The sequence below is a fragment of the Escherichia sp. WS33 genome (genome assembly GCF_046486385.1).
Taxonomy (GTDB): domain Bacteria; phylum Pseudomonadota; class Gammaproteobacteria; order Enterobacterales; family Enterobacteriaceae; genus ECMA0423.
The window spans coordinates 1-13,513 of record NZ_JBJQLJ010000033.1 but is presented as its reverse complement, the minus strand read 5'-3'; the positions used below and the strand labels follow the sequence as shown (position 1 = coordinate 13,513).

Sequence of the window (13,513 nt, the reverse complement as noted above, 5' to 3'; positions counted from 1 at the left end):
CATGGAACTGTATCTGGACACCGCTAACGTCGCAGAAGTCGAACGTCTGGCACGCATATTCCCCATTGCCGGGGTGACAACTAACCCGAGCATTATCGCTGCCAGCAAGGAGTCCATATGGGAAGTTCTGCCGCGTCTGCAAAAAGCGATTGGTGATGAGGGCATTCTGTTTGCTCAGACTATGAGTCGTGACGCGCAGGGTATGGTGGAAGAAGCGAAGCGCCTGCGCGACGCCATTCCGGGCATTGTGGTGAAAATCCCGGTGACTTCCGAAGGTCTGGCCGCCATTAAGATGCTGAAAAAAGAGGGTATTACTACGCTTGGCACCGCAGTGTACAGTGCTGCACAAGGGTTACTGGCCGCGCTGGCAGGGGCAAAATACGTTGCTCCGTATGTTAACCGCGTAGATGCCCAGGGCGGGGACGGCATTCGTACGGTTCAGGAGCTGCAAGCGCTGTTAGAAATGCACGCACCAGAAAGCATGGTGCTGGCGGCCAGCTTTAAAACGCCGCGTCAGGCGCTGGACTGTTTACTGGCAGGATGTGAATCCATCACCCTGCCCTTAGATGTAGCGCAACAAATGCTCAACACCCCTGCGGTAGAGTCAGCTATAGAGAAGTTCGAACACGACTGGAATGCCGCATTTGGCACTACTCATCTCTAAAGGAGCAATTATGGACCGCATTATTCAATCACCGGGTAAATACATCCAGGGCGCTGATGTGATTAATCGTCTGGGCGAATACCTGAAGCCGCTGGCAGAACGCTGGTTAGTGGTGGGTGACAAATTTGTTTTAGGTTTTGCTCAATCCACTGTCGAGAAAAGCTTTAAAGATGCTGGACTGGTAGTAGAAATTGCGCCGTTTGGCGGTGAATGTTCGCAAAATGAGATCGACCGTCTGCGTGGCATCGCGGAGACTGCGCAGTGTGGCGCAATTCTCGGTATCGGTGGCGGAAAAACCCTCGATACTGCCAAAGCACTGGCACATTTCATGGGTGTTCCGGTAGCGATCGCACCGACTATCGCCTCTACCGATGCACCGTGCAGCGCATTGTCTGTTATCTACACCGATGAGGGTGAGTTTGACCGCTATCTGCTGTTGCCAAATAACCCGAATATGGTCATTGTCGACACCAAAATCGTCGCGGGCGCACCTGCACGTCTGTTAGCAGCGGGTATCGGCGATGCGCTGGCAACCTGGTTTGAAGCGCGTGCTTGCTCTCGTAGCGGCGCGACCACCATGGCGGGCGGCAAGTGCACCCAGGCGGCGCTGGCACTGGCTGAACTGTGCTACAACACCCTGCTGGAAGAAGGCGAAAAAGCGATGCTTGCCGCCGAACAGCATGTAGTAACCCCGGCGCTGGAGCGCGTGATTGAAGCGAACACCTATTTGAGCGGCGTTGGTTTTGAAAGCGGCGGGCTGGCGGCGGCTCACGCGGTGCATAACGGCCTGACCGCTATCCCGGACGCGCATCACTATTATCACGGTGAAAAAGTGGCATTTGGTACGCTGACGCAGCTGGTTCTGGAAAACGCACCGGTTGAGGAAATCGAAACCGTAGCTGCACTTAGCCATGCGGTAGGTTTGCCAATAACTCTCGCTCAACTGGATATTAAAGAAGATGTCCCGGCGAAAATGCGAATTGTGGCAGAAGCGGCATGTGCAGAAGGTGAAACCATTCACAACATGCCTGGCGGCGCGACGCCAGATCAGGTTTACGCCGCTCTGCTGGTAGCCGACCAGTACGGTCAGCGTTTCCTGCAAGAGTGGGAATAACCTACTCCAAACTCCCGGCTTGTCCGGGAGTTTGAACGCAAAATTGCCTGATGCGCTACGTTTATCAAGCCTACGAAATCTCTGCAATATATTGAATATGCGTGCTTTTGTAGGCCGGATAAGGCGTTCACTCCGCATCCGGCACTCTGTGCCAGTAATCTGAAACTCCCACGTTGTTCAGGAGTTTTTTATCCGCTTCTGGACATTTTCTCCACAGAACAATCGTTAGCCCGGAAGGTCGAATCTGTGACTCTTATTTTCACGGACGAACCAGATGAAAGCTTCACTGGCGCTGCTCAGCCTGCTAACGGCATTTACCAGCCACTCCTTAAAATCTCCCGCCGTTCCACCAACCGTGGTACAAATCCAGGCCAATACCAACCTTGCCATCGCAGACGGTGCCAGACAGCAAATCGGCAGCACGCTATTTTACGATCCGGCGTATATGCAGCTTACCTATCCTGGCGGTGATGTCCCGCAAGAACGCGGGGTATGTTCCGATGTGGTGATCCGTGCATTGCGCAGCCAGAAGGTCGATTTGCAGAAACTGGTGCACGAAGATATGGCGAAGAATTTTGCCGAGTACCCGCAAAAATGGCAGTTAAAGCGCCCGGACAGCAACATCGATCACCGTCGGGTGCCTAATCTGGAAACCTGGTTTACCCGCCACGATAAAACACGCCCCATCAGCAAGAACCCCAGTGACTATCAAGCGGGCGATATTGTCTCCTGGCGACTGGATAACGGACTGGCACATATTGGGGTGGTGTCAGATGGCTTCGCCCGCGACGGTACGCCGCTGGTGATACATAACATTGGCGCAGGCGCGCAGGAAGAAGATGTGCTGTTTAGCTGGCGGATGGTGGGGCATTATCGTTATTTTGTTAAATAAGCGATCGCCCCACATGAAGAAAAAATTCAGATGCTTTTTACACTGACAGCTTCTTTTTTCTTACGGCTCACCAGCGCCAGTGCCAGCACAATCAGCACAATACCGCTACCTTCAACGGCCCCCGGATTCTCACCGAGCAGCCACCAGGAAAAGAGTACGCCGCAAACGGGAACGGCCAGCGTGCTTAAGCTGGCAATACTGGCAGGCAAGTTTTTCAATACAAACAACCATAAGCTCCACGCCAGCGCCGTCGCCAGAATCGCACTGTAGGCCAGCGCCCAGAACACGGTGGGCTGCCAGTCAATTTCACGTTGCGGCACCAGTAAAGCGACCACACTCATCACCAGCGCCGCATAGAGCATCTGCCAGGATGTTAACGACAATAAATCCACGCGCGGATGACGGGCATACAGACGTTTAGCAACAATCGCGCTCGCCCCCCAACTGACGCCGGAGAGGATTGCCAGCATGGCACTTTTCATCGAAGAGAAATCGAGTTGCCACGGCTGCAACACCAAAAATAAGCCGAAAGCGGCAATCAGTATCGCGAAATATTGCCCACGTCGCAGGCGTTCACCGAGAAACAACGCGGCGAAAATCACCACCCAGAACGGCATGGTATAGCTTAGGATCGCCACCTTCCCCGCTCCGCCGCTGACCAGCGCCCACTGCGCCAGGCCAACCATCCCGCAGGTTTGTAACAGGGCAATGGCTAAGGTGTATTTAAACGGTGTCGGGCGCATTCCGCGACCACGTAATAAAAGGACGATGAATAAAACGAGAGCGCCGAAAATGCAGCGTAAGGCGGTAAAGTCGAAGGCACCGATGTAGCTGGTGACTTGCTTCATGAAAATCCAGCTATAACTCCAGATAAGTGTGAGCACAACCAGGCCACTGATTGCCAGTGGGTTGCTCTTTCCTGCGACAGACATGAGAGATCCAGTGTGTAGTTTTCCTGTGGACACTATACGCCGGTAAAGAAACTTCAGCGACTGCCTGAAAGGCAGTCGCTGAAGAAGGTCAGATTACAGCAGGTCGAAACGGTCGAGGTTCATCACTTTCACCCATGCCGCCACGAAGTCTTTAACAAACTTCTCGTGAGCATCGCTGCTGGCGTAAACTTCAGCCACCGCACGCAGGACAGAGTTAGAACCAAATACCAGATCCGCACGGCTGGCAGTGTATTTCACTTCGCCGGTTTCGCGGTCACGGCCTTCAAACAGCTCTTTCGATTCGTCGGTCGCTTTCCACTCGTAACGCATATCCAGCAAGTTCACGAAGAAGTCATTGCTCAATACGCCAACGCGGTCAGTGAAGACGCCGTTTTTGCTGCCATCGAAGTTGGCACCCAGTACACGCATCCCGCCCACCAGCGCAGTCATTTCCGGCGCGGTCAGCGTCAGTTGCTGTGCTTTGTCGATCAGCAGTGACTCGGTGGTGGAAACGTCCAGACGAGCGCGATAGTTACGGAAACCGTCAGCAATTGGCTCCAGCAGCTCAAACATCTCAATGTCAGTCTGATCCTGACGCGCATCAACGCGACCCGGCGCAAACGGTACATGAATGCTCAAACCTGCGGCGCTTGCGGCTTTCTCAACACCAACCACACCAGCCAGCACGATGATATCCGCCAGCGAGGCTTTACCAGACTCTTTCTGGATTTTCTCCAGAACAGGCAGAGCACGAACGGCTGCGGCGTTCACATCCCAGTCGCGCTGCGGCATTAATGCCAGACGCGCACCGTTGGCACCACCGCGTTTGTCGCCACCACGGAAGGTAGAAGCAGATGCCCAGGCCACCGATACCAGCTCACTAACAGACAGACCAGAATCCGCAATCGCGAATTTCAGATCGATAATGTCCTGCTCGGTCGGGTTGTAGATCGGCTGCGGCAGCGGATCTTGCCAGATCAGATCTTCTTTCGGTACTTCCGGTCCGATGTAACGAGATTTCGGCCCCATATCCCTGTGCGTCAGTTTGAACCAGGCACGGGCAAAGGCTTCGTTGAACGCCTGCGGATCGTTGAGGAAACGACGAGAGATCTTCTCGAACTCAGGATCAAAACGCAGCGTCAGGTCGGTCACCAGCATCGTCGGTTTACGTTTCTTCGACGGATCGAACGGATCCGGGATAATTTCCGGTGCGTCTACCGCTTCGAACTGGATTGCGCCAGCCGGACTGCGGGTCTGTACCCACTCATATTTGAACAGGTTCTCGAAGAAATAGTTGCTCCACTGGGTCGGCGTCTGGGTCCAGACAACTTCCAGACCAGAGGTAATGGCATCTGCGCCAACGCCGCTGCCGTAAGTGCTCGCCCAGCCTAAACCTTGTTCTTCAATCGGTGCAGCTTCTGGATCAGGACCTACATTTGATGTCGGACCGGCACCGTGGGTTTTACCCAGCGTATGACCACCCGCAATCAGCGCCACGGTTTCTTCGTCGTTCATGCCCATGTTGCCGAAGGTCGCGCGGATAGCTGCTGCCGCAGAAAGCGGTTCGCCGCTGTGGTCCGGGCCTTCCGGGTTAACGTAAATCAGGCCCATCTCGGTTGCACCCAGCGGTGCTTTCGCCAGCGCTTCCGGATGACGGTGAGTCAGCCAGGCTTTTTCATCACCCCAGTTAACATCCAGATCCGGTTCCCAGACGTCTTCACGACCGGCACCAAAACCGAAGGTACGGAAGCCGGAGTTTTCCAGCGCCACGTTACCTGCGAGGATAAACAGGTCGGCCCAGGAGATTTTCTGACCATATTTCTGTTTGATTGGCCACAACAGGCGACGCGCTTTATCGAGGCTTACGTTATCCGGCCAAGAGTTCAGCGGTGCAAAACGTTGCTGACCACGACCCGCGCCGCCGCGTCCATCGATTGAACGGTAAGTACCCGCGCCGTGCCAGGCCATACGAATAAACAGACCGGCGTAACTGCCCCAGTCGGCAGGCCACCACGGCTGAGATTCTGTCAGCAGGGCTTTCAGATCTTTTTTCAGGCCGTAGTAATCTAATTTGCTGAATTCTTTGCGGTAGTCAAAGTCCTCACCCAGTGGGTTAGAACGATTAGAATGTTGGTTTAACAGGTCAACACGGAGTTGATTTGGCCACCAGTCGCGAGTGGTTGTGCCCGCCCCCGCGCTCTGGTCGTGACCGCCCTGATGGAACGGGCATTTGCCAGTGGCTGTGGTGTTATGAATATCGTCTGACGTGCTCATCAATGTGCTCCCCTCTACAGTGTTACCGTTACGATACACAGCGTTAGAGAGAAGTTATAATTGAATTAATCCACGGATGCGATAGTTGAGATCTTACATATTGTTGGTTAAAGAGATGTAGATCAAATTGATCGTAATTAAGCTTTTTTGATTATGTCCGAATTCGGACAAATGCTTTATAAAAAAGGGTTTTAGGTTCATATCCTTCAAGTAATGAGGGAGAAAACAAGGCTGATAACCTTATTTTCCCGCCCTCATTTCGAGGCAGCATTTTGTGCTCTGTTTAAAATTTGTGATCACTGTGTGATTTTCACAAAAGCCACACTATTTATAAACCAGGTCGAACACCCAGCGTATGGCAAATCGCGTAACTCATTTCAGCGCGGTTAAGCGTATAGAAGTGGAAATCTTTCACTCCTTCACGGCTTAAAATCTTCACCATATCCATGGCAATATTCGCTCCCACCAGTTTGCGGGTTTCGGCATCGTCGTCCAGCCCGTCAAACATTTGTGCCATCCACGCCGGAATACGCACGTTGGTCATATCGGCAAATTTCTTCGCTTGTTTAAAGTTCGAGACCGGCAAAATTCCCGGAATAATTTCCACATCAATACCCGCCGATACGCAGCGGTCACGAAAACGCAGGTAGCTTTCGACATCAAAGAAGAACTGAGTAATCGCGCGGTTGGCTCCGGCATCGACTTTGCGTTTCAGGTTGAGCAAATCCGCCTGAGCGCTTTTTGCTTCCGGGTGAACCTCCGGATACGCCGCCACGGAGATATCGAAATCTGCCACTTCTTTTAACAGCGTCACCAGGTCAGAAGCATACATTTCCGGCTTACCACTTCCCGGCGGCAGATCGCCACGCAGCGCCACGATATGACGAATACCGTTATTCCAGTAGTCGCGTGCAATGGTGCGCAGCTCGTCGGGCGTCGCATCAATGCAAGTAAGATGCGGTGCCGCTTCCAGACCAGTGCGATCTTTAATGCCTTTAATAATGCTGTGCGTACGGTCGCGCTCGCCGGAGTTCGCGCCATAGGTCACCGATACAAACTTCGGTTTCAGGCTGCTAAGGCGATCGATGGAGTTCCACAGGGTCTGCTCCATTTCACTGGTACGCGGCGGGAAAAACTCGAACGAAACGTTAATTTGCCCCTGGACTTCTGCCAGGCTCTGATTCAGGGCATCCCGCTGGCTGGCGTGAAAAAAGCTCATACCTTACCTCATCAATCGCTTGTAGTTATATGTTGTGTTGTGCACATCTATCCGTTTAGACGTCCAGATGTAAAGATGAAGGAAAAGCCGAAGGGCGTCAACCGAAAAATGACCAATGATGGTGAGGAAAAATCAGGGAAGATGAAAAAACTTCAGGATGGTAAGAAAAAGAAAATCCGGTATGCAAAGCAAACCGGACTGCAAATATAAACTAACCATGTACTTATTGCTTCTTGCCGGATTCGTCGTAAACGCTTAATCCGGCCTAATCCTATGATAATTCAATATATTTCATTAGAAACCATAAACCCGAAAACATGAGTACCGGGCATTATTAAATTTCTGAAATTACAACAACTGTGCCAGCCGGTTGATATCCGACTGAATCGCCCCGGCGGTGACGTCGCGCCCCGCGCCAGGCCCACGGATCACCAGCGGGTTGTCGCGATACCAGCGGCTTTCGATGGCAAAGACGTTATCGCACGGCAGCAGTGATGCCAGCGGATGGTCTTCACGCACCGCCTCCACGCCCACACGCGCTTTGCCGTTGGCATCGAAACGCGCCACGTAGCGCAGCACCAGCCCCATTTCGCGGGCCGCTTCCAGCCGTTGCACCATCTGCTCGTTAAGTTCATCGCCATTTTCAAAGAAATGGTCGATGCTGCCGCCTTCGCAATGAGCAGGCACCAGCGATTCCACACGTACCTGGTCCGGTTCAATGTTGTAACCCGCTTCACGCGCCAGAATTACCAGCTTGCGCATTACGTCTTTGCCGGAGAGGTCGTCACGCGGATCAGGCTCGGTTAAGCCCTGCTGCCACGCCTGATCCACCAGCTCGGTAAACGGCACGCTACCGTCGAATTGCAGGAATAGCCAGGAGAGCGTGCCGGAGAAGATCCCGCTGATCGACAAAATAGTATCGCCGCTGTCGATCAGATCGCGCACGGTGTGGTTGATCGGCAAGCCCGCACCGACGGTGGCATTGTACAGCCAGTGACGCCCGGTTTTTTCGAAGGCGTCGTGGATCTGGCGATATTTATTGCTGTCGCTGGCTCCCGCCAGTTTGTTGGCGCTGATAACGTGGAAACCGTGGCTGGCGAAATCAAGATACTGATCAGCAAGCTGCTGGCTGGCGGTAACGTCCAGCACCACTAAATCATCATACGGATGGGCGCGCATCCACAGGAACAACGACTCTTCATCCTGCTCAACCGCTTCATCGTTGAAGAAGGCTAACGCGCGGCTGGCGTCCAGCCCGTCATAGCTCAACAGGCTGCGGCGGCTGTCCACCACACCTGCCAGCACAAACTCAAAGCCGGTACGTGCCGAAAGCGTGCTCTGCTCACGGGCGAACAGTTCCAGCCAACGGGAACCGATATTGCCCTTACCGAACAATACCAGGCCGATGCGTTTTTCTGCGCGGAAGACGGACTGATGCAGCCCCTGAATCAGGCTTTCGGTCGGGCCGGTGCGCAGTACTGCCACCAGGCTGATGCCGTCATCGGACTGCCAGGTAAATTCGACCGGCTGGCCTTTCAGTTGCTGCCAGAAGCGGTGGCAATGCAGCGGGTTACGGGTGACGCCTGCACCGACCATCGCCACCAGCGCCAGCCCCTGACGCAGGCGCAGTTCGCCAGGTAATCCCGCTTCGTCGAGGATTTTCAGCGCACTGTCGGCCACTTCTGAGGTGTAGCAAAATTGCAGCAACTGGCGATCGTTATGTACGCCAACCGCCAGCGGGCGTACCTGCGCGCGTTTCAGGATTTGGTCGATCTCTTTATGCGCCAGTTTGAAATCCTGACTGGCGGGCACCTGAAACTCAATCAAACAGACATCATCGTGGCTGGTGACAATACGCGCACCAGTACCGGAGGCCAGCACGCGTTCAATGCGCGTGGAACCTTGATCCGGCGTGTAGCTACAGCGCAGTTGCAGGTCGATTTCGCTGCCAGAAACCGGCTGTAAAGTACGGGCGTGAAGAACGGGAGCCGCCAGGCGCGCCAGTTCGCTGGCCTCATCCAGACGCAGCAACGGCAGCAGGCAGGCATCTTTCACTTTACGCGGGTCGGCACTGTATACCCCGGCGACGTCGCTCCAGATGGTTACGCGAGAAACACCCGCCAGCGCACCGATTTGTGTCGCGGAATAGTCGGAACCGTTACGCCCCAGCAGCACCGTTTCACCGGCGTTGTTGCGGCTGATAAATCCGGTCACCACCAGACGTTTGCCCGGATGTTGCACCAGCAGCTGTTGCAGCAACGGGTAAGAAAGCCCTTCATCAACCTGCGGTTGTGCGGCGCGTTCAGCGCGTAAAAACTCGCGGGCATCAAGCCAGGCCGCTGGCAGCCCTTGTTGATTAAGTACCGCAGACATCAGGCGTGCCGACCACACTTCACCGTGCCCCACCACTTCCGCATACACTGCGTCGTTAATACCGCTGTCGAGCAGCGCCGCCAGGCGCTCAAGGTCGCTGACAAAAGCGCTAATGAGGCTATCGGCTTCTTCAGCGGGTAGCAGACCGCTAATCAGATCGCACTGATAGCGACGCAGCGTTTGTTGAACCTGATGCGCAGAGAGACGATCGGTCTGGCTTAGTTTCAACCAGTTAATCAACTGGTTAGTGGTGCTACCGGCGGCGGAAACCACCATCATATCGTCAGGCTGAGAGTACTCCGCCATAATGCCCGCGACACGCAAATAACACTTCACATCAGCCAGACTACTGCCACCAAATTTATGCAGCTGACGACCTTTCGCCCCTGCCTGCGCAATCACACTCATTTTTACCCCTTGTTTGCAGCCCGGAAGCCATTTTCCAGGTCGGCAATTAAATCTTCGCCATCTTCAATACCGGTGGAGATACGCAGCAGCGTCTCGGAAATCCCGGCGGCAGCACGCGCTTCTGGTGCCATGCCTGCATGTGTCATGGTTGCGGCGTGAGAGATTAAACTTTCCACTCCCCCTAATGATTCCGCCAGCGTAAACAACGACAGCCCGCCCAGGAAACGACGCAGCATCTGCTCATCGCCATCCAGTTCAAAACTCAACATTGCGCCAAAGCCTTTTTGCTGACGCGCGGCAATTTCATGCCCCTGATTTTCCGGCAGCGACGGGTGATACAGTTTTTTCACCAACGGCTGGGTTTGCAGATATTTCACAATCGCCTGCGCGTTACGCTGGGCCAACTCCATGCGCGGCACCAGCGTTCGCAACCCGCGTAGCAGCAGATAGCTGTCAAACGCGCCGCCCGTCACGCCAATATTGTTTGCCCACCAGGCAAGTTCAGTGACAACGTCCGGGTCTTTAGCAATCACCACGCCGGCCACCACGTCTGAGTGACCGTTCAGATATTTCGTGCATGAATGCAACACCAGATCGGCACCTAATGCCAGCGGATTTTGTAATGCCGGGCTTAAGAAGGTGTTATCCACCACGCTCACCGCCCCGACTTCCCTTGCCAGATGGCAGATTTTCGCAATATCCACGACGCGTAACAATGGATTACTTGGGCTTTCTACCAGTACCAGTTTGGGTTTTTCTGCCAGCGCTGCCCGTAATGCCTGTTCATCGCCTTGATCAACAAACAACACGCGATAGCAACCACGTTTCGCCAGGCTGTCGAACAGGCGATAGCTACCGCCGTAGCAGTCGTGCGGCGCTACCAGCAGATCGCCAGGTTTCAAAAAGACGGTCGTTACCAGGTGAATCGCGGACATGCCGGTATTAGTAAGTACTGCACCAGCACCGCCTTCCAGTTCTGCCAGTGCTCGCTGAACCACATCGCGCGTTGGGTTGCCACGACGCGAGTAATCATGCGCGCGCGGTTCATTAAATCCGGTAAAGTTATAGGTACTGGAAAGATGGATGGGTGGGACAACGCAACCATACTGTTCGTCGTCATTTAACCCGCTACGCACTGCGATGGTGGCCTGTTTACGCGTCATGTGATGATGTTCCCTGGGCTTTATTGGTGAAATGTCAGGCACCAGAGTAAACATTGTGGTAATGGACGTCAATACATCTGGACATCTAAACTTCTTTGCGTATAGATTGAGCAAATCCCAAATAGCCGTTAAAATTATATGCATTATCACGCCAACAGGTGGATTACCCGATGTAACGGTAGCGCCTGTACGGTAAACTATGCGGGTTTACGGCCAGTGCCCACATTAACTGTGTGGTCTGGTCTCAATTTATTGACGAAGAGGATTAAGTATCTCATGGCTGAATGGAGCGGCGAATATATCAGCCCATACGCTGAGCACGGCAAGAAGAGTGAACAAGTCAAAAAGATTACGGTTTCCATTCCTCTTAAGGTGTTAAAAATCCTCACCGATGAACGCACGCGTCGTCAGGTGAACAACCTGCGTCACGCTACCAACAGCGAGCTGCTGTGCGAAGCGTTTCTGCATGCCTTTACCGGGCAACCTTTGCCGGATGATGCCGATCTGCGTAAAGAGCGCAGCGACGAAATCCCGGAAGCGGCAAAAGAGATCATGCGTGAGATGGGGATTAACCCGGAGACGTGGGAATACTAAAGCGGAAAAGAGCGGCGCGGAGTGGAACCGCCTGATGCGCTACGCTTATCAGGCCTACGTCATATTGCAATTTATTGAATTTGCACGAACTTGTAGGCCGGATAAGGCGTTCACGCCGCATCCGGCATAAACAACGAGCACGTTGTCTGCGACCCACCGCTTTTTATACATGGACGTTTAACTATGAAAAACAGGCTGCTGATCCTCAGCCTGCTGGTTTCTGTACCTGCCTTTGCCTGGCAGCCGCAAACTGGCGACATCATCTTTCAAATCTCTCGCTCATCGCAAAGTAAAGCGATCCAACTGGCAACCCATTCCGATTACAGCCACACCGGTATGCTGGTGATGCGTAACAAAAAGCCCTACGTTTTTGAAGCGGTCGGCCCGGTGAAATACACCCCGCTCAAGCAGTGGATTGCCCATGGTGAAAAGGGCAAATACGTCGTTCGCCGCGTTGAAGGCGGACTGAGTGTTGAACAACAGCAAAAACTGGCGCAAACGGCAAAACGTTATCTCGGTAAACCGTATGATTTCAGCTTCTCATGGAGCGACGATCGCCAGTACTGTTCGGAAGTGGTGTGGAAGGTTTACCAGAACGCGCTGGGAATGCGCGTGGGCGAACAGCAGAAGTTGAAAGAGTTTGATCTCAGCAACCCGCTGGTCCAGGCGAAGCTCAAAGAACGCTACGGTAAAAATATTCCGCTTGAGGAAACGGTAGTTTCACCACAAGCCGTTTTCGACGCGCCACAACTCACCACGGTTGCCAAAGAGTGGCCGCTGTTTTCGTGGTAATGGATGATGAAAAAAATAATTCCCGCCGTAGTCTGTTTGTTGCTTTGTAGTTGCACGACCTTTCCGCAAGCTGTCGCTCCGGTAAACGGTGATGCCTCCAATTAGTTGAATTAAGGATATAATACTCGCTTTTAAGGTTGTTTCATGGTCACAGTTAACCTTCATTGCCCCCGTTGCCAGTCCGTTCAGGTTTACCGTCACGGGCAGAACCCAAAAAGACATGATCGATTCCGCGGCCGTGACTGTCACCGGGTATTTCAGCTCAGTTACTGTTACGAGCCCCGTAAACCGGGAGTTAAAGACCAAATCGCTGAAATGACTTTCAACGGTGCCGGGGTTCGCGATACTGCCCGTACGCTGAAAATCGGCATTAATACAGTCATCCGAACTTTAAAAAACTCTCGCCACGAAGAATAACGTCATCCCCGGTCGCTCATGCTGATGTGGCACTCATCTGCAAACTTAGTCAGCAATGGAGCTTTGTCGGCAGTAAAGCGCGACAGCACTGGCTCTGGTACGTGTACAACACGAAAACTGGTGGTGTTCTGGCCTACACTTTTGGCCCCCGGACTGACGAAACCTGTCGTGAATTGCGGGCGCTGCTTACCCTTTTACCATCGGCATGTTGACCACTGACGAATGGGGTAGTTACGCTAGAGAGTTACCGAAGGAGAAGCATCTGACTGGTAAGATTTTTACTCAGCACATTGAGCGTAACAATCTGACCCTGAGAACCCGAATCAAACGTCTGGCCCGCAGAACCATCTGTTTCTCGCGTTCTGTAGAACTTCATGAAAAAGTCATCGGTGCTTTTATCGAAAATATATGTTCTACTAATTGGAGTCATCACCCTTCTGATAAGCTTTCCTTGGATGATTACCAGACTGAATACACAGCCAAAGATTTTTACCTCATTCTGCTCTTTTTTCTCAAATGACATATATTATATTTTACATCATATTTGGATTTGCCCCTATATTTCCAGACACCTGTTATCACTTAACCCATTACTGGCCTGCTGCCGCAGATATTCCCGTGGCGAGCGATAACCCAGTGCACTATGCGGGTGCCATTCGTTATAATGCTCG

General features: G+C 53.1%; 11 protein-coding genes and 1 pseudogene. 7 read left to right on the top strand and 5 right to left on the bottom strand.

Annotated elements, in window-relative coordinates:
• Window position 1 precedes the first annotated feature (1 nt).
• The 3 genes from fsa to ACJHXA_RS20670 all read left to right on the top strand — a co-directional run bounded on the left by fsa (window position 2) and on the right by ACJHXA_RS20670 (window position 2,670).
• Window positions 2-664 (top strand): fructose-6-phosphate aldolase, encoded by a 663-nt coding sequence (gene fsa / locus ACJHXA_RS20680; RefSeq protein ID WP_000424845.1) that lies wholly within the window; start codon window positions 2-4, stop codon window positions 662-664.
• A 10-nt stretch (window positions 665-674) separates the two neighbouring features.
• Entirely contained in the window at window positions 675-1,778 is a 1,104-nt protein-coding gene (gldA, locus tag ACJHXA_RS20675; protein WP_000374004.1) for a bifunctional L-1,2-propanediol dehydrogenase/glycerol dehydrogenase, read from the top strand.
• 274 nt (window positions 1,779-2,052) lie between these two features.
• Complete coding sequence (locus ACJHXA_RS20670; protein ID WP_000647882.1) at window positions 2,053-2,670, top strand: DUF1287 domain-containing protein; 618 nt, start codon at window positions 2,053-2,055, stop codon at window positions 2,668-2,670.
• A 26-nt stretch (window positions 2,671-2,696) separates the two neighbouring features.
• Here ACJHXA_RS20670 and yijE read toward each other — a convergent pair whose 3' ends face one another.
• The 3 genes from yijE to metF form a co-directional block, all read right to left on the bottom strand.
• Window positions 2,697-3,602 (bottom strand): cystine transporter YijE, encoded by a 906-nt coding sequence (gene yijE / locus ACJHXA_RS20665; protein WP_001341951.1) that lies wholly within the window; start codon window positions 3,600-3,602, stop codon window positions 2,697-2,699.
• 93 nt (window positions 3,603-3,695) lie between these two features.
• A complete protein-coding gene (gene katG, locus ACJHXA_RS20660) occupies window positions 3,696-5,876 on the bottom strand; it encodes a catalase/peroxidase HPI (protein ID WP_001297636.1) in 2,181 nt (726 codons plus the stop codon).
• A gap of 328 nt (window positions 5,877-6,204) precedes the next feature.
• Window positions 6,205-7,095, bottom strand: a complete 891-nt coding sequence (gene metF / locus ACJHXA_RS20655; RefSeq protein WP_000007523.1) for a methylenetetrahydrofolate reductase — start codon at window positions 7,093-7,095, stop codon at window positions 6,205-6,207.
• A 75-nt stretch (window positions 7,096-7,170) separates the two neighbouring features.
• On the opposite strand from metF, the gene ACJHXA_RS20650 reads away from it, so the two are divergent.
• Complete coding sequence (locus ACJHXA_RS20650; protein ID WP_000660586.1) at window positions 7,171-7,305, top strand: hypothetical protein; 135 nt, start codon at window positions 7,171-7,173, stop codon at window positions 7,303-7,305.
• A gap of 138 nt (window positions 7,306-7,443) precedes the next feature.
• Here the strand turns inward: ACJHXA_RS20650 and metL are convergent, their stop codons facing one another.
• Both metL and metB read right to left on the bottom strand, forming a co-directional pair.
• On the bottom strand, window positions 7,444-9,876 hold the full coding sequence (gene metL, locus ACJHXA_RS20645) for a bifunctional aspartate kinase/homoserine dehydrogenase II (RefSeq protein WP_000110772.1): 2,433 nt from the start codon (window positions 9,874-9,876) through the stop codon (window positions 7,444-7,446).
• Between the two features lie 2 nt (window positions 9,877-9,878).
• Window positions 9,879-11,039 (bottom strand): cystathionine gamma-synthase, encoded by a 1,161-nt coding sequence (gene metB, locus ACJHXA_RS20640; protein ID WP_115195310.1) that lies wholly within the window; start codon window positions 11,037-11,039, stop codon window positions 9,879-9,881.
• A 276-nt stretch (window positions 11,040-11,315) separates the two neighbouring features.
• Between metB and metJ the strand changes: the two genes are divergently transcribed.
• The 3 genes and pseudogenes from metJ (at window position 11,316) to ACJHXA_RS20625 (ending at window position 13,262) form a co-directional block, all read left to right on the top strand.
• Window positions 11,316-11,633 (top strand): met regulon transcriptional regulator MetJ, encoded by a 318-nt coding sequence (metJ, locus tag ACJHXA_RS20635; protein ID WP_000852812.1) that lies wholly within the window; start codon window positions 11,316-11,318, stop codon window positions 11,631-11,633.
• 183 nt (window positions 11,634-11,816) lie between these two features.
• The gene (locus ACJHXA_RS20630) at window positions 11,817-12,425 is read left to right on the top strand and encodes a YiiX family permuted papain-like enzyme (protein WP_000797350.1); all 609 of its coding nucleotides are present in this window, start codon (window positions 11,817-11,819) and stop codon (window positions 12,423-12,425) included.
• Window positions 12,426-12,569: 144 nt separating this feature from the next.
• A pseudogene (locus tag ACJHXA_RS20625) lies at window positions 12,570-13,262 on the top strand (IS1 family transposase).
• The last annotated feature ends 251 nt before the right edge of the window (window positions 13,263-13,513 follow it).